Consider the following 19,457-nt stretch of genomic DNA (forward strand, 5'->3'; position numbering starts at 1 on the left):
TCACTTCTCTGTATAGATCGTGGTCTGCGCCGAGCCGGACAGGACTTCCACCCTGTGGCCGCTCTGGCGCTTCGTGGAATCGTCCCCCGCCAAACCCTCTCCCGAGGACGGCTGCATATCGCTCAGATCGATCAACCGGGCTTCCGCGACCTTGTCGTCGCCAGGTTTCCGGATAGCGAGCGACAGTTCGCCCAGGCGCTGCGCAAGCGCCAAGCGGGCGACCTGATCCGGACTTGCCGCAAGCGCTATGGTGCGCGCGCCAAGTTCCGCTTCTGCACCGGATGTACTGAGCTTCTGCCCAACGGCAAGCACCTGGATATTCTGAAGAAGAAGAGCCGCACGGCTCCTGTCTGCGGATTTCTCGCCGGCGACCTGCTGCTGCGCAAAGATATTGCCCGGCAAGGTGACATAGATGTCCGCCCGATCGCCGACTTTCAGAAAGCCGCCAAGAATGTCGTCCTCGGTCACGTTGATCGAATAGGCGCGAAAACCATCCGGCACGAGCGCAGCAAGCCCCGCGGCTGCAAGATCGTTCCCGAGCGCCTTGGACATCAAAATTTGTCCGGCGGCGATATCCGCCTGCGCGACATGACCGACAACATCTACATCGGCTGCAATCGCTCCCTCCGGCGCGGGTGCCTCGACACGCGTCGTCGATACATCTTCCGCAGCAAGCTTGTGCCCACGCCGAATATCACGGGCCGCGGTCTGAATTTCGACTGTCTTGATCTGTTCGGATTGCTGGGCGGGCTGCAAGGGCACACGCGCCGCCTGTTGCGCGTCGCGGCCGGTCAGGCTGATCCAGATGAGGACCAGCGCCGCGACAAGAAGTGCCGCGCCAACACCGAGCAACACAACCGGATTACGCAATACCCGCTGATCCAGCGCCATCGAACTCCCCTTCTGCAGTCCTTGCTGCAGCTCCCGTAACTACCGCCCGAAAAGCACGGATATTCCACCCTCCGCGCTCCGAACCCACCTGGCCGACTTTCTCCGTAACGCCCTGCAAGATCTTGCTGAGACAGTTCCGGTGAATCGATTTAACAACATCATTCGTTAATTCTAACTTGTATTCATCAACTAATTTTTCCCACACTAGTATTGCGGGTATTCCCTCCGGCAGAGGAACAACTGCACAGACCCTTTCGGCGTCATGGTTATTCTTCATATCTCCCCGAAAACAGGGTTCTTTTGCTCTGCACAAAGAGTAGTGTTTCAAGAACTCTACATTTCTGACTTTTTGTCGGCTCGACATAACCCTTACGCCGACATGGAGAACTTCTCCAGCAGTTGGACAAAGCGTATCACTTCACCGACATTTTTCGACGCTGCGAGAATCATTTCTACTAAGTACGCACACACGCTCGCGCAAAGGGGCGATCGCGCACATTACTCTTCTTAAACGGAAATCAGGTTCGACTACGGTTGTGGTACTCGTCGTCAATCGGACAAGTATCACGCCGGCACAGGACGGCAATATGGGGTGGAGGGACATGACAAATCGCAGTCGGGCTTTACTTATCGCGACATCGACGGTCGCACTGATTTCACATCCTGTTCTGGCTGCGGCCCCGAATGTCCAGACCGCTCCTTCTCCTGGAACGGTGCTGACACCGCCGGAGCCTGCCCCTGACCTTCCGAAGCGGGAAGTTCCCAAACTGCAGGAACAACTCAATCTTCCCGACGGGTCTTCCCGGGTGCTCAATTTCCGGTTCTCGGCCGTTCGTATCGCAGGCAACAAGGTCATCGACGCCAAGGAGATCGCCGCGAAATTCGACGGCCTGCTCGACAAGCAGATCACCTCCGCCGATCTGCGCGCCTCGCTCGATGCTGTCAACAAGCTCTATGCCGACAACGGGTATGCTCTCGGCCGCGCCTATATTCCTGTCCAGGTTGTGCGCGGCGGAACGCTCATCGTGCGTGTCGTCGAAGGCTATATCGGCAAGGTTTCGATCGACACGGACAATGACCGATTGCGCCACACCATCGAACGATTCAGCAACCGGATCACGGCGGAACGGCCTCTCACGGTCGATACGCTGCAGCGCTACCTTCTTCTCATAAGCGAAATACCGGGCCTGAAAATCGGCGGACGCCTGACGGCCATGAATGTCTATACCGGTTCGGCGACGCTGACGCTGACCACCGATTACGAACTCGTTTCGGCTTCCACCGCGCTCGACAATCGTTCCAATCTCGAAGACCTGCCTTTTGCGACCTATGTCACAGGCATGGTCAACAACGCGTTCGGCTCTGGCGATCAGCTGTCGGTGACGACGCTCGTTTCACCCGAGCTCGACAAACAGCAATATTATCGCGCCGCAGCGTCCACCTTTATCGGTACCGACGGGTTGCGCGCCACGCTCGGCGCGTCCTACGCGCGTTCGCTGTCTCCCGACATACCTGCGCCGAACAAACTCGTCAGCAAAAGCAACCAGTTTGACTTCCAGCTGAGCTACCCGCTGATCCGCGCGGTCAATCAAACGCTCAGGCTGGAGACCGGCGGTTACTACACGACGTCGAAGAATATCCTGAACGGCATTTCTTTCAGTGAGGATGCGATCCGCGCCGTCTATGCAGGCGCGCAATATACGGGACGCGTCGGTGAGAGCGTCACGGTCGGAGGTTCGTTCCGCATGACGCAAGGCCTGTCCATATTCGGCGCAGGCCCCGACAACAAGCTGCATTCGCGCCTGGGCGCCGTGCCGAACTTCACCAAATTCTATGGCAATGCGACGCTCATCTATGCTGCCACCGAAAAACTACTTCTTACGCTGAAGGCCGCGGGGCAATACAGTCCGGATTCACTCTACAGTTCCGAAGAGATCAGCTTCGGCGGCGCGCAGTTCGGCCGCGGCTATGACACATCCGAAGTCAGCGGCGACAGCGGCTACGGTCTTTCCGCCCAGGCGGGGTATCGTTTCGACGTCGACATGCTGGGCGGCTGGTCGCTGACGCCCTACACCTTCATCGACCATTCCCGCGTCTTCAACCAGAAGGTGGATCTGCAGGGCGACGCGAAGCTGCTCTCGACCGGCGTGGGGCTGAATGCCTCCAACAGGAAGTGGCTGTCTCTCGGCGTCGAAATGGACAAGCCCATCAACCGGAATGTCACATCCAAGGGCAACAAGGACCCGCGCCTCTTCGTGTCGGCCGAAGTCAGGTTCTGACCTCGACACTTAAGGTGCAGGGTTACGGTACCCGGAAAAAAAAGGGCCCCGGTATGCGGGGCCCTTTTCTTTTGGATCGTTGTTGCTGCCGTTCTCGACCGGGGCTTTTGCGACGGCGACTAGCCGCCGGTCCCCAATATACCGTTCAGCAGTCCCCCCACCGGCTCGCCCACCACGGGGAGCGAGGAGACCGCGTCGGTGACCGGAGAGAGCGCCCCCGTTACCGGCGACAGCGCGTTTGTCCCGGAGGTCGAGCCGCCGGTTACCGGCGAAAGCACATTGTTGATTGCGGATACCGGGTCACCCGATACGGGGAGCCCCGTACCGCCTTGCCCCGTGAGGCCGCCCAGAACATCGCCGATCACAGGCACGCTGCCCAGCGCATCGGACACCGGCGTCAGAACCGTGTTCAGACCATCGCCGACAGGGCTGGAGTTCCCGGCCACAGCGCCCAGAACGCCAGAGACGGTGTTCCCTACCGCGCCAAGCGGTGCCTGGCCTTCAGGCAACGCATTGCCAAGAACCCCGGCATCGCCACCGCCCAGAAGGCCGCCCACGACGCCGCCCGAGGGCAGAACGCCCGCCGTCAGATCGGACCCGAGAAGATCAGCGACCAAGCCGGACTGTCCGGTGATGCCAAGCGATGCCTGCCCGGCAAGGGCTGTCGTAAGCTGACCGAGCGGCAGGTTATCCGTCGCCGGAGCCAGAAGCCCCTTGGTCGGATTGTCCCCGAGGACGCTGCTGAGCAGCCCGTCATTGCCGCCCGCGATATTCGACGCGATCAGCCCCTGGCCGCCGAGAAGATCGCCCCCTACATCGCTACCGAGAAGATCGGCGACGACACCGCCTTCACCGGTGAGCCCGAGGCCGCCGGGCAGGATAACGCCGTCGCCCGTCCCGGCCAGCGCACCCGCGATTTCCGGCACGATGCCATCCGTCTCCGCACCAGGTTTCGTTCCCAGAATATCCGCAAGCTGGGGAAGCGTTTGCTCGATCACGCCACCTATGGGGTCCGATCCCGTCAGACCGTCAAGGACGCCGCCATCGCCTGTCACGCCGAGGCCATCGACGGGAACGCTACCCTCCGAAAGAGAACCTGTGGAAGCCGGCGTTACCGACCCACCGCTCTGATTGGTCGCATATCCGCTTCGCGCGGCGCCGCCGCCGCCGACCTCGGAGGACATCGAAATGCTGTCCGTACCGCAGGCCGCCAGCCCCGCGCAAAGAAGCGTCAGAGCCATTGTTCTGGTAAATTTCGGTGTCAACATAACGCCCTCCCTAAGCCCGTCGGCGAAATTCTTCCGCCTGCTGTCTGCTGACTTCCTTGATAGGACGGGAAAGCGCTCTTGCGTGTTGCGATCTGTGGCTTTGTGTGAGCGAAGTGACCATCTGCCATGCTCCGGCTACAGAGGATCACCTTTAAAGACAAAACACACGGCTCGCAGCCGGGCAGGATGCCTTAATCTGGCGCCTGGGCCATTCACCTTATGTCAATCATGGTTTATGAAACTGGCTTCAGGAGGAGTTCAGCATGAAGCGGTCGCTCATTTCGCTATGGGGCCGGTTCGCCGCCGATGAAAGGGGAGCCATCTCCATTCTTGCGGTCGGCGTGATCGTGGCGGCCATCGGGGTTTCGGTGATCGTGGTCGATGCCGGCTCCCTGCTCTATGCCAAACGCCAGCTTCAGGCGGCCACAGACGCCGCCGCCATGTCCGCGGTGCGTGACATCGGCAAAGCCGGCGGAAACCCGACGGTACGCGCCGAGGAAGCGCTGTCTGCCAATGGTTTCGATAGCCCCAAAAGCCTTCAGGTCGTGTCAGGCGGCTACGATGCGGATGAAAGCACCGCCGCGGCCGACCGCTTCGATGCGACGGCCGGCACGGACAACGCCGTGAAGGTCATGACGAGCATCGACTCGCCCACCTATTTCGCTCAATTTTTCGGCGTTCCCGGCACCTCGGAAGTCTATGCGGAATCGACCGCCGCAATGGTGAACCAGGCATCGATATCGGCTGGGACGGGTCTTGCGTCGCTCAATGATGGCATTGCGAACAATCTCCTGACCGCGCTGCTCGGGACAGCCATCAACCTCTCCGCCGCGAATTACCAGGGTTTGGTCGACACGAAAATCGATGCCCTCGCCTTTCTCGATGCGCTGGCGACGCAAATCGGTGTCAGCGGCACATATGGCGACCTGCTGAGCGCCGATGCGTCTGTCGGCGACATCGTGAATGCCGCGCTCGATGTGCTGACGTCCGGAGATACCAGCCAGTCCTCCGGCAATCCGGTGGCCGCGCAACAGGCCCTCAACGCGCTCCCGGAAAGCGCTCTCAATGCATTGAACCTTTCGGTCAGTGCCGTCGTCGATGCTTCGGAATTGCAGAACCGGAAGATCGGCAACATCATCAAGACAGGGACAAACGACCTCAAGGTGAATGTCTACGACCTGCTCATCGCGGCCGTTATGGGACAAGCAAACGGGCAAACGATCGATCTGGGGCCAACCGTCAGTGTCCCAATTACGGGGACTAGCATCAGCACGCGTATCGCCATAGGCGAACCGCAAGCCTCTTCGAAAGTCGGTCCGGTCGGCATTCAAGTCAAAACCGCGCAAGTTCGAATTGCTTTGGACGCCACTATTGCATCAGTCGACATCGGACTGATTTCTACAAATATTTCTCTCCCGATATATCTGGAATCCGCTTCGGGTACCGCAACGATCTCCGCAATTCCATGCAGCCGCAATGGCACGATGGTGAGCGTCACTGGCACGACAGGTGTAGCCAAAGCGAAGGTCGGCGCGATTGACGACGCAACCCTAAATGATTTCGGTAGCTCGCCCACCCTCAGCGATCCGGAAATTGCTCGATTGAAGGCAATCGGAATTACGTTAGCTGCTATCTCCGCATTGGCTGACGCCCAACTCGGCCAGGGGGGACCTTCGACTAAAGACTTCACTCAAAACGAAATCGACAATGGTACGTTGAAGACCGTCAGTTCAAGCGTCGGCCTTTCTACTTTGCTCTCCAGTCTGGTTAGCAATCTCAATCTGAGTGTGAATGTACTAAATTCAGGTCTGTTGAGTTCGCTCGTTGGCTTGTCTGCCAATGCGATTAAAACGACTGTCTCTCTTGCCGTAGTCCCTCTCATCAGCGCCCTAGAAAACCCTATCGACCAACTCCTCGCCACCCTCGGCGTACAGATCGGCACACTTGATATGGGTGTAAACGGGACGAGCTGCGGGGTGCCCAGGCTGGTGGGCTGACAGTGCATATTCACGCGCACTCATATGCAATAAGCTTCGAGACTGACTGTCTCGGTTAGGGCCGGAGTTCCCCATGGGCGACAAAACGGAAAATACGAATATGCAGGATGAAGTCGCCCTTAAGCGCATCATGATCTGCGACGACGATCTCGATTTCGCCGAAGAGTGCTCCGATGCACTGCGGGCACGCGGCTACGATGTCGTTCTTCGGACACCAAAGTCGGATTTCGAGGAAATCGTCAAGGCCTACAGGCCACAAATACTGCTTCTCGATCTCTATATGCCAGGGCTCGACGGATATGAAATCCTCAAGATAATTGCCGACCGCCCTTCCCTTCACGACATAAGCATCGTTGTGACCTCGGGCGCTGAAGAGCCGCTCATGCGCGGCATCGAAGCTCAATGCCAGGCTTACGGATTGCGGCTTCTGGGCATCTGCCCCAAACCTGTCGACCTGTCGGTACTCGACGGCATTCTGGCGCGAGACGATGCGCATGTCCGGAACTGAAGCTCTTCGTCCAGGCGCCTGTTTGTCTCAGATGTGTCAATTCCGAGCGAAACGATTCAGGCCCTTTTAACGACCTCTATGCCTAAATGGTGTGAAGCGTCCCCGGCTATCCACACAACAACTGTGACGCGGAACCGGGCCTTCAACCAGAACGGCATGACGAACAATGCAGTCTCCCATTCTCATCGCGGATGACGACCCTGAACAGCTTCAGGAGATCAGCGAATTCCTCGCGCGGCGTGGTTTCGATACCCTCACCGCGGGCGATGGTCATGAAGCTGTGGAGATGATCGTGCGGGAGCAGCCGCGCGTGCTGATCCTCGATGTGAATATGCCGGGATGGGATGGTGTGCGCGTGGCGCAGGCTGCGCGCGGGCTCGACCACCGGATCATCGTCATCCTGATGACGGGCGACAATGATGCGCATTTCCGCGCGAGCCTGGCCGATTGCGGGGCGGTGGAAGTATTCCACAAACCCGTCCAGATCCAGCATCTCGTGAAATTTCTGGAAGACTCGTTGGGTCAGCGCGCCTGCGCATAGCCACGCAGACGCGCTTCGATTTCATTCAATCCGCAGGACCGAAAGTTCAGCTCTCCGCGCCACGGCGAAGAATCGAATAGAGCTGATCATAGAGACGACGAGCCATATCGGGCTGTTCGTTCTCCATCGCGTCGAGACGCTCCAGCATGCTGCGCGCCGTGAGATATGCGACGGAGAGTTTGCGGCTGACCTGCGAATTGCTCAGCTGCTGGCCGCGAATACGCGTCAGATAATACAGCCGCACCCAGGCCGACACCGGCAGACGCGAGCGGTGAAGCTGCGTTCCCGACGTCACGCTGTACTGGCTCGCCCGGCAAGCCTTGCACGTCCAAAGCCCCGGCCGGGTTGTCAGGCGGGACGCCGCCTGCTCCGCACCGCAATTCGGACAAACCGGCCCGCCTGGCCAACGGGCCGCTTCAAGGATCGCGCGGCAATCCTCCTCCGACTCGAGAATGTCGCCAATCGTGCGATGGCGTTCCGTGTACCCATTGCCCGTCATGCCAGTGGAATTCGGCTGGTGGGGCACCTGAAAAGGCATGTAATCACTCTGCATTCGTCATCCGTCCCGGTTTGGCGAATTCAGGTCCCGGGGCCGTCACGCAACGGGTGAGAGATCGCTGCGATGACGGACCCCGGGCACAAGCTGTCTCAAATTCCTTGACCGGGGACCGTTCCCGCTTGCCGGATGCATCCGACGAACCGCGCTTGGTGAGTGGGGGGCTCTACTGGTTCGCCTCACCGGCCGGCAACAGGTGGTCCTGATCCGGTTTTGATGTGACAGCTTGTTCGAATTCCTTTCGACCTAAAGGTTCTCTATCCGCGATTGAGTTTGTTCACGGACCATGGACAGGTCATTGGGAATTCCGTCGAGTTATGTGACCCGCGTTGAGGCGGTCGACACACACGAATTCGTACAGTTTGCCCGGAAACCGCCATATGGGTTTCCGCCGAGAAACAGCCCGGGAAGCGCCTATCTACGCCCTGCGTGAGTTGTTGTAGGATGCGATTCCAAAGGATCAGACGAGGTCGCCTCACGGCATGCTCAAAACAAGTCACACACTCAAGGCGCGGCTCGAAACGCTCTATCTCGGGAATAGCCGGCAAGCCGTCGCCTTTCGCTATGCCCTGCTTGCGTTCGACGTGGTGACAATCGGATTTTTCGTCGTCTCTTCCTTCATGGAATACAACACATGGATGATCGCGGCGGACCTTCTGATCGGCGCGGTGCTGGCGGTCGACTTCGCCGCGCGCCTGGTCGTTGCACGCAACAAATGGCAATACCTAGTCGAACTGGAAACGCTGGCCGACATCATCGTGATCTTCAGCCTTCTCAGTGTTGCCATCGCCGGGAATTTCGCATTTCTCCGCGTATTGCGCGCGCTAAGGCTTCTGCGCTCCTATCACGTCTTGTCGGAGGTGAGGCAGCGCTATGCCGTGTTCGTACGCCACGAAGCCGTCATTCAGGCCATCATCAATCTTCTGGTCTTCATCTTCGTCGTGACGGCTGTGGTCTATGTCATCCAGAAACCCATCAACCCGGCCATCGGCAACTATATCGACGCGCTCTATTTCACCGTGACGACACTGACGACCACCGGGTTCGGCGACATCACCCTGACGGGAACGTCGGGGCGCCTGCTTGCCGTCATCATCATGGTTTTCGGCGTGGCCCTGTTCCTGCGGCTCGCACAAACCATATTCCGCCCCCAGAAGGTCAAATACACCTGTCCGGATTGCGGACTGAACCGCCACGACCCGGACGCCGTTCATTGTAAACATTGCGGCCGCGTTATCATGATCGAGACCGAAGGCGAGTAATCGCCGCCGCCCCTCTTTCGACACTGCCAGAAAGCATTCATGCCCGACAATCTCGACACCGGCCTTGTCATCGCCCTCATCGTCGCCATCGGCATCGCCGCCCAGTGGTTTTCCTGGTGGGTGAAACAACCGGCCATCCTCGTGCTCCTGCTGGCAGGCTTGCTGGCCGGGCCGGTACTCGGTCTTTTCGATCCCGATGCGCTTTTCGGCGATCTCCTCTTTCCCGCCGTTTCGCTGGGTGTCGCCGTCATCCTTTTCGAAGGGAGCCTGACACTCAAATTCAGGGAGATCCGGGGACACGGTCAGGTCGTTACACGGCTTGTCACGGTCGGCGCCCTTGTGTCGATGCTGCTGATTGCACTGGCCGCCTGGGCGCTCGGCATTTTCTCTTGGGAGGTCGCACTTCTTTTCGGCGCGCTCGCCTCCGTTACCGGACCGACCGTTATCGTTCCTATCCTCCGGACCGTTCGGCCCACCAGATCGCTCGCCAATATTCTGCGCTGGGAGGGCATCCTGATCGACCCGCTCGGTGCGCTGGCCGCGGTGGTCATCTTCCAGCTCGTTGCGCTCGGGACCAGACAGGTGGAGGACCTGTTGCTCGCGGTAGAGATTTTCGGTGCCGGAATCGGGCTTGGTGTGGCCGCCGCCTTCGGCCTCTCCTTCATCATGCGGCGTCATGTCCTGCCGGACTATCTGCACAATGTGACGACCCTGGCTGTGGTGCTACTGACCTTTTCCCTCGCCAACGCGCTGGCCCACGAGTCCGGACTGCTGGCCGTCACCGTGATGGGGGTTATCCTCGCCAATACGAAAGACGTAAATACGGACGATATTCTCGACTTCAAGGAAAGCCTGACCGTCCTGCTTACATCGGTTCTGTTTATCGTGCTGGCGGCGCGCGTTCCGGCTTCGGCCTTCGAGATGAACTGGACCACCACCGGTGCCCTTCTCGGCTTCATCATCTTCATTGCGCGTCCGGTGGCCGTGATGATTTCAACGATTGGAAGCGATCTGCCCTGGCCGGAACGGATCGTACTGTCATGGATCGCACCGCGCGGCATCGTGGCCGCCGCCGTGTCGGCCCTCTTCGCTATCGAACTGGAACGGGCCGGGGTCGAGGGGGCCGACATTCTCGTTCCCGTCACCTTCGCAGTGATCGTCGTCACCGTTTTCGTACAGGGTCTGACGGCCCGGCCCTTCGCCCGGTTGATGAAGGTCGCGGATCCGGAAGCCCGTGGCGTGTTGATCCTCGGCGGCAATCCGCTGGCCCAGGCTGTCGCCCTCAGCCTGAAGAAGCTCGACATCGACGTCATTCTTTCCGACACCTCATGGGATCAGATCAGGAAGGCCCGTATGGCCGGGCTTCGCACCTATTTCGGTACCGTCGTATCCGACGATGCCGACCGGCGTCTCGACCTCGTCGGCATTGGCGAGTTGCTTGCGCTGTCCCACCGGGCACCGCTCAACGCGCTGGCCTGCATGCGCTATGCGGGCGAATTCGGATCCGGCAATGTGTTCAATATTCGTCTGGCCGACCAGGCTGAAAGCGCCACCACGCCCGCGGGACGCGTTCTCTTCAAGGATGACGTGACGCTCGAAAGACTGGAGGGGCTGATCGTCAAGGAAGGCTTCGAAATACGGCACACAAAACTGACGGAGGAGTTCGGCTTCCAGCAAATGCTGGACTCTCAATCAGAAGACAGTGTGCTGCTCTATGGCGTCTCGAATGAAGGTGTCGTCTATCCCTTCGCCGAAGACCGGACCTTCCGCGCGACTGCCGGATGGCGCATCGCCTATCTGGGACATCCCGATCATTCGACCAGGGAAGACACGGAAAAGTCTGCCGCCGAGCGGGCGCGAGCGCATCTCGGCGAGGAACTCCCCAAGCCTCTTCCGGATTGAGCACCAATGGCCCGAGACGACGGACCGCATCTTCATGGTTAATTTCACGTTAATTTGCCGTTTTGCCGACACGCTTTCAGGGATATAAGGGTCACAGGGGTACGTCATTCGACGCGAAAGCGGCGGTTCGCCGGGTATGACCGGTAGAACAAACTGAGGCGTGAAATGACGAGACTTCCATTTCTGTTTTTTGCGGTCCTTCTGACAGGCCTGACCATGGCTACCGCCCCTTCCGAAGCGCGGCCTGCCTATCCGGATTCCTACGCGGACGCCGCATATTTCCATGACGAACTTTCTCCCTACGGCCGCTGGCACGAGCTGGGTGCCTATGGCCGTGTCTGGCAGCCCCGCAACATGCATAGCGGATGGCGGCCCTATACGCGCGGGCGATGGGTCTGGGACGACGACTACGGATGGACATGGACGTCTGACTTCAACTGGGGTTGGGCCGCCTTCCACTACGGCCGTTGGATATACGATTCCCATTATGGCTGGCTCTGGGTGCCGGGCCGTGTCTGGTCTCCGGCATGGGTCACATGGCGGTTCAGCAACGGCTATGTCGGTTGGTCGCCCATCGGCATTTTCATCAACTGGTCGAGCTGGGATCCCGGTTGGGACTATCCCGGATGGAACTATGTCTACCGGGACGATTTCGTCCGTAACGACGTCTATATTCACGTCATCGTACGGAGCAACTATCGAAACTATTATCGCCAAACGAAATGGCACCGGCACAAGCTGAGTCAGGGCCGGATCGTCAACCGTCCCTTCAACCGCCAATGGTACGTGTCGCGCAGTCGCCGCGATCCGGTTCGCGTCCGGGTTCAGCGCGACGCAGATTTGCGAAACCGAAGCCATCAATTCGACGGCAACCGTCTGCGAATAAGAGATTTCCGGGCCGACCGGCGCCCCTCCGTACAAAGGCCCCTGCGGGAGGAACGCAACCGCATGCGCCCGCAGGACAGGGATGAACAACGCCGGATCGAACAACAGCGCCAGAGGCAGCGCGACGAGCAATCGGTGCGACAGCGCCAACTACAGCAGCAGCGCGAACAGCAACAGCGTGACCGCCAATTGCAGCAGCAAAGGCAGCGCCAACAGGATGCCGAGCGTGAACGTGCCCGTCAGCAGCAGCTCGACCGGCAACGCCAGCTCCAGCAGCAGCAACAAAAGCGTGACCGTCAATTACAACAGCAAAGGCAGCGTCAGCAAGATGTCGAGCGCGAACGAGCCCGTCAGCAGCGGCTCGACCGGCAACGCCAGCTTCAGCAGCAGCAACAGCGCGACCGCCAGTTGCAGCAGCAAAGGCAGCGCCAGCAGGAAGACAATTGGCAACGGCAGCTCCAGCGCCAAAGGCAACAGCAGCAAGACGCAGACCGCATGCGTGCCCGCCAGCATGAGGTGGACAGGCAACGCCAGCAACGTCTCCAGCAGCAACGCCAACGCGATGCCGAACAACGCCAACGGCAGATGGAGCGGCAGCGGCAGATGCGCGAGCAGAGGGAACGCCAGGGCGCGGCCAGTCAGCGCTTCCGCGACACGCGCAATCCGGACCGGCGTGACGAGCGGCGTCGTCCCGACAACAGGTAGCTAGCCTTCCTTCAAGGCCCTTCTCAGACGGCGGATGATCACTTTTCGCGCCCGATCGTCCGCCGCCTGATCCAACTGGTCGGCGACATCCAGCCAGAGTTCCGACATTTCATTGTGCCAGTCGGGCTTGCCGACATCCTCCGGTTCCAGGCGCCGCGGCACCGGCCGCGTCCGGGGGCCCGGCGCTTCCGTGGTCAGATCGTACATATCGTCAAGCATCGGCTCGACGATACGCTCACCGTCCAGCCCCAATTCAGACAGGCGTTCATGCAGGCCGTTTATGGATTCTTCCTCACCATGCGTCAGGAAGATACCTCGCTTGATCGGCGCCCTTTCCTCCACCCAGCGCGCCAGCGCCGAGCCATCTGCGTGACCGGAATAGACGTCGAGTTGCCGGATGCTCGCGCGCACCTTCACCTCTTCGCCCTGGATGCGTACAGCCTTCACCCCGTCGAGCAGAATCTGCCCCAATGTGCCGCGCGCCTGGTAGCCGATGATGAGAACCGTCGAGTTTCGCCGCCAGAGATGATTTTTCAGGTGATGGCGAATGCGCCCTGCGTCGCACATGCCGCTTGCAGCCACGACAATATGGCTTCCCTTGAAGCGTTCAATCCCCATGCTCTCCTGCACGGTCTCCGTCGTGCGCAGGATCTCGGAATTCATGTACTTCCTGAAGGCGTGTCCGTCTTCCAGTTCGTCAGCATGATCGACGAAAACCTTCGTCGCCCGGATGGCAAGTGGCGAGTCGAGAAATATCGGGACATGCGGCACCTTCCCGCTACTGATGAGTTCGAACAGATCCGCGAGGAATTCCTGCGTCCGTTCCACCGCGAAGGCCGGCACGACCAGAACACCATCATCCGACAAGGCATCGTTGACTTCCTTGGCGAGCATTTCGCGCCGGTCATGCAATGAGACATCAGGCCGGTCCCGATTGCCGTAGGTCGACTCGCAAATGAGGAAGTCGAGATTCTCCGGCGCTTCCGGTTCGGTGTAGAAACTTTTTACCTCCGGTCCGATATCGCCGGAAAACAGCATGCGCAGCTGGCGCATTTCTTCATTGCCGGTGGCGATTTCCACCTCGATGGAAGCCGAGCCCAGAATATGCCCTGCATTCCAGAAGCGGGCACGAATGCCGGCGCAAGGGCTCACCCAGTCATCGTAGGAGACCGGGCTGAAACTTTTCATCGCCTCTTCGGCATCCTCCACGGTGTACATCGGCGTGACAGGCGGCCGCCCACGATGGGCATTGCGCCGATTGAGCTGCTGGACCTCGAATTCCTGGATATGTCCGGAGTCGGGCAGCATGCACGACAAAAGATCGATGGTGCCGTGCGTCGCAAAGATGGGGCCGGAAAAGCCGTGCTTGACGAGTTTCGGGATGAGCCCCGAATGGTCGATATGCGCATGTGTCAGCAGAACGAAATCGATGCTTTCCGGATCGAACGGAAAAGCCTCGTAGTTCAGCTGCTTTACGGTCTTTGCGCCCTGGAACATGCCGCAATCGACAAGAAAGCGCGTCTCGCCGGTATCGAGCAGATAGCACGACCCCGTCACCGTTTGCGCAGCGCCATGCACGCTCATCGTGATAGTCATGCCCGATCCTTCCCGTTCCTATTCACATTCACTCCTCAGACCGGCCGCCAGAAGCGGCGCCAGCGCGATGCAACTTGCCTCATGTCGCACGCTGTCGGTGGCCCAGATTTCATCAACACCGGCCTCGCTCAGGGCACCGCCCGTATCGTGCGTGAAGAGTGCATGGGTCACCGCCAGCGTGATATGCCCCGCACCTTTCGATTTCAGCTTCTGCGCCGCCTTGATGATGGTTCCACCGCTGGAAACGATATCGTCGACCAGAAGCACCTTTCGACCAGACAAATCGTCCACCGGAAACTCGATTTCCACCCGACGGTCGGAAAAGCGCGTCTTCTCGCCCACGAGAATGTCACCGCCAAGTCGGTCGGCCACACGCGCCACCCATTGGCGCGATTCCCGGTCGGGACCGACAACCAGAGCATCCCGGTCAAAGCCTTTCATGGCGGCATAATCGGCAATAAGCTCGGCAGCGATGAGGTTTTCCGCCTCGGCACCGGGAAACACATCCGATATTTCCGGCGTGCGGTGCAGATGCGCATCGACCGTCAGTATACGGTCGAACAGCCCAGAAAGAAATTTTCCAACCGCCTGCTGGCTCACCGCCTGACCTACCTCAAAGGCAATATCTTGCCGCATATAGCTCATATAAGGCGCCACAAGAACGATACGTGACGCGCCTGCGCGACGCAGTGCATCCGCGGCAAGCATCAAGGCGATCAACTTCTCGTTCGGCTCGAAAAGCGAGCAATAAAGAATGACCGCCGGAGGGGCGCTTTCCGGTCCGGTCACCAGTATCTCGCCGTCCGGATATCGATGAAGGTCAAATGGCCGATGCTCCAGATCCAGTTCGTTCGCCAGCCTTTGCGGCGCATCGCCATCCCAGGGAAATGACAGGATCAAGGGTTTCATGGCGCCGTGTGCGCTTTCTGTTCGAAGGGATGGGAGCCAACGGCAAAGCCGTTATCTTCTTCCGCAGCTGCCACGGCGAGATCGAAATGGGCACTCCCCGCCGAATAGATCCGGAACAGCGGATCGCCCTTGCGAACTTCGTCTCCCACGCGTTTCAAAATGTCGAGGCCCGCGCCCCGGTCGAGCGGCGCGCCGGAGATGCGCGCCAGCTGCGCAATTCTCAAACAATCGATCGATGCGACAAAACCATCCGCTTCCGCGCAAATGTCGACCTGCTTCGGTCCCGGCTCGGGCGGATTGTCGTTTCGACCTTGAGTCTCGATGATCTCTTCCATCACCTTCAGCGCGGCACCACTCTCCAGCAATTCGCGAGCCCGTTCTTCGCCCGTGCCACCACGCAGGTTCGGATCGAAATCCAGAATACGGCCGGACAACATGACCGACTTATCCCGAAGATCCTCAGGCGCCCCCGCTTCGTTCCTCAGCACCGCCATCACGTCACGCGCTTCCAGAACAGGGCCAACGCCTCTGCCAATAGGCTGGCTGCCATCCGTGATCACGACATCGATGACGAGACCGACCTGGTCGCCGACATATTCGAAGAGTTTGCGCAGCCTCATCGCTTCATTCGCATCACGCACTTTCGCACTCGGCCCGATGGGGATGTCGATCACAAGATGGGTGGATCCCGCGGCTATCTTCTTGGAAAGGATCGACGCGACCATCTGTTCGCGCGTGTCGAGATTGAGAGGCCGTTCCACGCTAATGAGAATATCGTCGGCGGGCGACAGATTTACGTGGCCGCCCCAGACGAGACAGCCATTGGTCTTTCCCACCACTTCACGCATTTCCGACATGGAGAGATCGACTGTGGCGAGTATCTCCATCGTATCCGCCGTTCCCGCCGGCGATGTGATCGCGCGGGACGATGTCTTGGGAATGGTCAGGCCATGGGCCGCCACGATGGGAACGACGATCATGGACGTCCGGTTGCCGGGAATACCGCCTATGCAATGCTTGTCCACGACCATGGGGGCAGGCCAGTCGAGCGTCGTGCCCGCTCCGGCCATGGCCCGCGTCATATCGAGGAGTTCCTGCGTGCTCATGAACCCCGCGCAGCCGACGAGGAAAGCGGCGATCTCCATATCGGAGTAGCGATAACCCACAATATCGTGGATCACTTCTTCGATCTGGTGCTGCGTCAGTGTCTGCCCATCGATCTTTTCACGGACATAGTTCAGGGAATGCGGGCTCGGCGCAGGTGCGATGTTCACGACCGTGCCTTCGGGCAGCCCCAGACGACTGAAGGCCGGTTCGGCCAACCCCAGTTCATCGGCCTTCACCATGTCGCCATCATGACAGACATCGAGCGTCGCGATGATGGACCGGTTCCCATCGATCACCTGCAAACGCTTGAATGCTTGAAAGGCTTCGGGACGAAGCGCCACGCAGTCATGCGCCAGAACAGCCACGTTCTCGCGCAGCGTATCGAGAGGAACCTTGCGGATCTTGAGCATGGCTTTGTCTTCATTCTTATTGCTCTACCCGGAGGTTATCAGAAATCCGGGTGCTGCGCGGCGCGTCCTATCGTCTCCCGCTACCGCTAGCGTCCGGTAAACTTGGGACTGCGCTTCTCGAGAAAGGCGGACACGGCCTCCCGGTGATCTTCGCTCGTCGAGGCCAGAGCGAACTGGTCGGCATCCATGAAAGTGGTCGCTGCGTTGAGCGCGGTGGCCGCCGCCGTGATGCCGCGCTTTGCCATACGCACAGCGACCGGCGGTAGAGCAGCCGCTTTCTCCGCCCATTTCCGTGCCATGGAAAAGGCCTCCCCATCATCGGCCAGGTCATCGGCGAGGCCCCAATCCAGCGCCTGCTCCGCGGAAACCTTTTCGCCGAAAATAGTGAGCTGCTTGGCGGGCGAAGGGCCGATCAGATTGACTAGGCGAGGCTGGGTGTGCCAGCTCATATTCATACCGAGCGGTATTTCGGGCAGCCGGAAATGAGCGCCCCGCCCTGCAATGCGAAAATCGCAGGCCGTTGCCAGCGCGACACCGCCGCCAATGCAGAACCCCTCTATGGCGGCCACCGTCACCTGGTCGATCGCCTCCCAGGCATCGCACATATCGGGTCCCGCACGGAGCATTTCCCGCCGTTCCAGCAGGCCCGCCTCCTGCCGCTCGCGGACCGCCGGGTCGGCAAGGTCGGCCCCCGCCGTGAAGACCTTCGGCCCGTGCAGTACCACCGCACTTGTCACCGTATCCTGCCGAAGCGCCCGGGCCGCGGCCGTGAGTTCATGCAGAAGCTGGACAGAGAGAGCGTTTATGCGGTCGCCCCTGTCGAAAGTGACGATTGCGAGTCTGCCCTCGCGCTCTATATTGACGAATTCGCCTATCCGCTGCGTTTCGCTCATCCCCTCGCCTTTCATTATCCGCTCTTCTTGATTCACGGAGAATGATGACGGCTGGAGGCATATTCGCCAAGGCCTGCCAATGAGATAGAGCACCTACCGGCGGGACGGAAACAGAACGGGCGACGGACCGAAAACAGGGTCCGCCGCCCGCCCCTTGCCGAATGTCCGAACTCAACCTGAAGTACAATGTGTCCGGCGCCCGGCAGTTGCGGCAGAGGCGCGGGGGTTGTCCCCTACCGCAAAGCCAGACTGGCGGTTTGCTGCTGAACGGAGCCGGAAGGACGCATTCACCCTCTATTCAAACTTTCAGGTTTCGATCGCACGACGCCGTGTCGCGCTCTTTCCGCTGTTGCCCTGCCCGCCAAATTCCATTCCAATCCGGCAAACAGAAATCGATAGCGGCGACGGTCCGGTTGGCCCGCAAAAACCGCACAGAGGAAACGGAACGAAAATGCCCAGCAAGACCAAGGCCCTAAGCACTTTCACAGAGGCTTTGGCTGCCGCGAGCGAACGACTCGGCTATAGCGACAGCATCCACAAGCTACTGACGCTCTCTGCCAGAGAGATTAAGGTCGCGATACCGATCGTTCGCGACAATGGAGAGCTTGCCGTTTTTTCGGGCTATCGCGTGCAGCATCACAATGCCCGCGGACCTTATAAGGGGGGCCTCCGCTACCACCCGGAGGTGAACCTGGGGGAGGTGCGCGATCTTGCCTCCCTCATGACCCTCAAAACGGCCCTGATGGACATTCCGCTGGGCGGCGCGAAAGGCGGCATCGACTGCGACCCGCATAGCCTGACGAGCCGCGAACTCGAAATGCTGACCCGCAAATTCGTCAAGCGGATGCACAGGCATATCGGGCCCGAGATGGACATCATGGCACCGGATATCGGCACAGATGCCAGCATTATGGGCTGGATCCACTCCGAATATTCCGCAATTTACGGCCATTCTCCTGCCGTGGTGACAGGCAAGCCCATCAATCTGGGCGGCTCGCAAGGACGAGAGAAAGCGACCGGATATGGCGTCTCCATCGTGGTGGACGCGGTCGCGCGCACGCGGGGCGGGCCCCTTTCAGGCGCCTCCGCTGTCATTCAGGGCTTCGGCAATGTGGGTATGCATGCTGCCTTCTGCCTGCGCGATCTCGGCGTCAAGGTCATCGCGGTTTCGGATTCCCGCACCGCTGTCTATGGAAAAGACGGCCTCGACCTCGACGGATTAGTCAAACACAAGCAGGAGCGCGGGACCCTCGAAGATGTGGATGGGCACCAAAACATTTCCCATGAGGAGTTGCTGGCGCTCGAATGCGACTATCTCATTCCGGCAGCCCTTGGCGGTGCGATTACCCGCAAGAACGTCGATACGCTCAATTGCCGCCATCTGGTGGAAGCCGCCAATGCACCGGTGACGCCGGAAGCCGAGAAAGTCCTTTTGAAACGGAATGTCGAAATCGTTCCCGATATTCTCGCCAATGCCGGCGGTGTCGTTGTGAGCTATTTCGAATGGGTTCAGAATCTACAGCGCCGGGCCTGGCCGCTCTTCAAGGTGGACAAGGAATTGAACCGTATCCTGCACAATGCCGCGCATGACGTTATGTCCCGTTCGCATGATGAGGGCATTACGCTACGTGCCGCAGCCTATGAAATCGCATCCATGCGGGTGAAGGATGCACTCGACGCCACAGGCTTCTAACCGGTAGGACCTGCTTTCCGTTTCACCGCCCGCTCCTTGTTGCTAGGCTGACCTC

At 59.6% G+C, this 19,457-nt stretch carries 15 protein-coding genes; 8 read left to right on the forward strand and 7 right to left on the reverse strand.

The window, feature by feature from the left end:
- Positions 1 to 891 carry a Flp pilus assembly protein CpaB gene (cpaB, locus tag ACSSVQ_RS03840; protein WP_454180904.1) on the reverse strand — a complete coding sequence of 297 codons (891 nt, stop codon included), beginning with the start codon at positions 889 to 891 and terminating at the stop codon, positions 1 to 3.
- A 602-nt stretch (positions 892 to 1,493) separates the two neighbouring features.
- Here cpaB and ACSSVQ_RS03845 point away from each other — a divergent pair.
- Positions 1,494 to 3,170: a ShlB/FhaC/HecB family hemolysin secretion/activation protein gene (locus ACSSVQ_RS03845; RefSeq protein WP_454180905.1), complete on the forward strand. Its 1,677-nt coding sequence runs from the start codon at positions 1,494 to 1,496 to the stop codon at positions 3,168 to 3,170.
- 119 nt (positions 3,171 to 3,289) lie between these two features.
- Here ACSSVQ_RS03845 and ACSSVQ_RS03850 read toward each other — a convergent pair whose 3' ends face one another.
- Entirely contained in the window at positions 3,290 to 4,438 is a 1,149-nt protein-coding gene (locus ACSSVQ_RS03850; RefSeq protein WP_454180906.1) for a hypothetical protein, read from the reverse strand.
- A 263-nt stretch (positions 4,439 to 4,701) separates the two neighbouring features.
- Between ACSSVQ_RS03850 and ACSSVQ_RS03855 the strand changes: the two genes are divergently transcribed.
- From ACSSVQ_RS03855 to ACSSVQ_RS03865, 3 genes are all read left to right on the forward strand, one after another.
- Positions 4,702 to 6,435 (forward strand): TadG family pilus assembly protein, encoded by a 1,734-nt coding sequence (locus tag ACSSVQ_RS03855; RefSeq protein ID WP_454180907.1) that lies wholly within the window; start codon positions 4,702 to 4,704, stop codon positions 6,433 to 6,435.
- Between the two features lie 73 nt (positions 6,436 to 6,508).
- Positions 6,509 to 6,943, forward strand: coding sequence for a response regulator (locus ACSSVQ_RS03860; RefSeq protein ID WP_293326518.1), 435 nt, complete (start codon positions 6,509 to 6,511; stop codon positions 6,941 to 6,943).
- Between the two features lie 166 nt (positions 6,944 to 7,109).
- Positions 7,110 to 7,484 (forward strand): response regulator, encoded by a 375-nt coding sequence (locus ACSSVQ_RS03865; protein ID WP_293326521.1) that lies wholly within the window; start codon positions 7,110 to 7,112, stop codon positions 7,482 to 7,484.
- A gap of 46 nt (positions 7,485 to 7,530) precedes the next feature.
- Here the strand turns inward: ACSSVQ_RS03865 and ACSSVQ_RS03870 are convergent, their stop codons facing one another.
- Positions 7,531 to 8,037, reverse strand: a complete 507-nt coding sequence (locus ACSSVQ_RS03870) for a transposase (RefSeq protein ID WP_293326524.1) — start codon at positions 8,035 to 8,037, stop codon at positions 7,531 to 7,533.
- Between the two features lie 485 nt (positions 8,038 to 8,522).
- On the opposite strand from ACSSVQ_RS03870, the gene ACSSVQ_RS03875 reads away from it, so the two are divergent.
- The 3 genes from ACSSVQ_RS03875 to ACSSVQ_RS03885 all read left to right on the forward strand — a co-directional run bounded on the left by ACSSVQ_RS03875 (position 8,523) and on the right by ACSSVQ_RS03885 (position 12,794).
- Positions 8,523 to 9,302: an ion channel gene (locus tag ACSSVQ_RS03875; protein WP_454180908.1), complete on the forward strand. Its 780-nt coding sequence runs from the start codon at positions 8,523 to 8,525 to the stop codon at positions 9,300 to 9,302.
- Positions 9,303 to 9,341: 39 nt separating this feature from the next.
- On the forward strand, positions 9,342 to 11,204 hold the full coding sequence (locus ACSSVQ_RS03880; RefSeq protein WP_454180909.1) for a cation:proton antiporter: 1,863 nt from the start codon (positions 9,342 to 9,344) through the stop codon (positions 11,202 to 11,204).
- A 216-nt stretch (positions 11,205 to 11,420) separates the two neighbouring features.
- Positions 11,421 to 12,794 carry a DUF6600 domain-containing protein gene (locus ACSSVQ_RS03885; RefSeq protein WP_454180910.1) on the forward strand — a complete coding sequence of 458 codons (1,374 nt, stop codon included), beginning with the start codon at positions 11,421 to 11,423 and terminating at the stop codon, positions 12,792 to 12,794.
- Here ACSSVQ_RS03885 and ACSSVQ_RS03890 read toward each other — a convergent pair whose 3' ends face one another.
- The 4 genes from ACSSVQ_RS03890 to ACSSVQ_RS03905 all read right to left on the reverse strand — a co-directional run bounded on the left by ACSSVQ_RS03890 (position 12,795) and on the right by ACSSVQ_RS03905 (position 17,709).
- Positions 12,795 to 14,390, reverse strand: coding sequence for an MBL fold metallo-hydrolase (locus ACSSVQ_RS03890; protein WP_293326536.1), 1,596 nt, complete (start codon positions 14,388 to 14,390; stop codon positions 12,795 to 12,797).
- 18 nt (positions 14,391 to 14,408) lie between these two features.
- On the reverse strand, positions 14,409 to 15,299 hold the full coding sequence (locus tag ACSSVQ_RS03895; protein ID WP_454180911.1) for a ribose-phosphate diphosphokinase: 891 nt from the start codon (positions 15,297 to 15,299) through the stop codon (positions 14,409 to 14,411).
- Positions 15,296 to 16,816 carry a thymidine phosphorylase family protein gene (locus tag ACSSVQ_RS03900; protein ID WP_454180912.1) on the reverse strand — a complete coding sequence of 507 codons (1,521 nt, stop codon included), beginning with the start codon at positions 16,814 to 16,816 and terminating at the stop codon, positions 15,296 to 15,298. Before ACSSVQ_RS03900 ends, ACSSVQ_RS03895 begins: the two co-directional genes overlap by 4 nt.
- Positions 16,817 to 16,902: 86 nt before the next feature.
- Entirely contained in the window at positions 16,903 to 17,709 is an 807-nt protein-coding gene (locus ACSSVQ_RS03905; protein ID WP_454180913.1) for an enoyl-CoA hydratase/isomerase family protein, read from the reverse strand.
- Between the two features lie 451 nt (positions 17,710 to 18,160).
- Here ACSSVQ_RS03905 and ACSSVQ_RS03910 point away from each other — a divergent pair, with 451 nt between their 5' ends.
- The gene (locus ACSSVQ_RS03910; protein WP_454180914.1) at positions 18,161 to 19,402 is read left to right on the forward strand and encodes a Glu/Leu/Phe/Val family dehydrogenase; all 1,242 of its coding nucleotides are present in this window, start codon (positions 18,161 to 18,163) and stop codon (positions 19,400 to 19,402) included.
- Positions 19,403 to 19,457: the final 55 nt, after the last annotated feature.

The sequence above is a fragment of the Parvibaculum sp. MBR-TMA-1.3b-4.2 genome, assembly GCF_053628815.1.

Coding starts and splice junctions, on each gene's coding strand:
- cpaB (WP_454180904.1), bottom strand. CDS start 891: ATGGCGCTGGATCAGCGGGTATTGCGTAATCCGGTTGTGTTGCTCGGT.
- ACSSVQ_RS03845 (WP_454180905.1), top strand. CDS start 1,494: ATGACAAATCGCAGTCGGGCTTTACTTATCGCGACATCGACGGTCGCA.
- ACSSVQ_RS03850 (WP_454180906.1), bottom strand. CDS start 4,438: ATGTTGACACCGAAATTTACCAGAACAATGGCTCTGACGCTTCTTTGC.
- ACSSVQ_RS03855 (WP_454180907.1), top strand. CDS start 4,702: ATGAAGCGGTCGCTCATTTCGCTATGGGGCCGGTTCGCCGCCGATGAA.
- ACSSVQ_RS03860 (WP_293326518.1), top strand. CDS start 6,509: ATGGGCGACAAAACGGAAAATACGAATATGCAGGATGAAGTCGCCCTT.
- ACSSVQ_RS03865 (WP_293326521.1), top strand. CDS start 7,110: ATGCAGTCTCCCATTCTCATCGCGGATGACGACCCTGAACAGCTTCAG.
- ACSSVQ_RS03870 (WP_293326524.1), bottom strand. CDS start 8,037: ATGCAGAGTGATTACATGCCTTTTCAGGTGCCCCACCAGCCGAATTCC.
- ACSSVQ_RS03875 (WP_454180908.1), top strand. CDS start 8,523: ATGCTCAAAACAAGTCACACACTCAAGGCGCGGCTCGAAACGCTCTAT.
- ACSSVQ_RS03880 (WP_454180909.1), top strand. CDS start 9,342: ATGCCCGACAATCTCGACACCGGCCTTGTCATCGCCCTCATCGTCGCC.
- ACSSVQ_RS03885 (WP_454180910.1), top strand. CDS start 11,421: ATGGCTACCGCCCCTTCCGAAGCGCGGCCTGCCTATCCGGATTCCTAC.
- ACSSVQ_RS03890 (WP_293326536.1), bottom strand. CDS start 14,390: ATGACTATCACGATGAGCGTGCATGGCGCTGCGCAAACGGTGACGGGG.
- ACSSVQ_RS03895 (WP_454180911.1), bottom strand. CDS start 15,299: ATGAAACCCTTGATCCTGTCATTTCCCTGGGATGGCGATGCGCCGCAA.
- ACSSVQ_RS03900 (WP_454180912.1), bottom strand. CDS start 16,816: ATGCTCAAGATCCGCAAGGTTCCTCTCGATACGCTGCGCGAGAACGTG.
- ACSSVQ_RS03905 (WP_454180913.1), bottom strand. CDS start 17,709: ATGAGCGAAACGCAGCGGATAGGCGAATTCGTCAATATAGAGCGCGAG.
- ACSSVQ_RS03910 (WP_454180914.1), top strand. CDS start 18,161: ATGCCCAGCAAGACCAAGGCCCTAAGCACTTTCACAGAGGCTTTGGCT.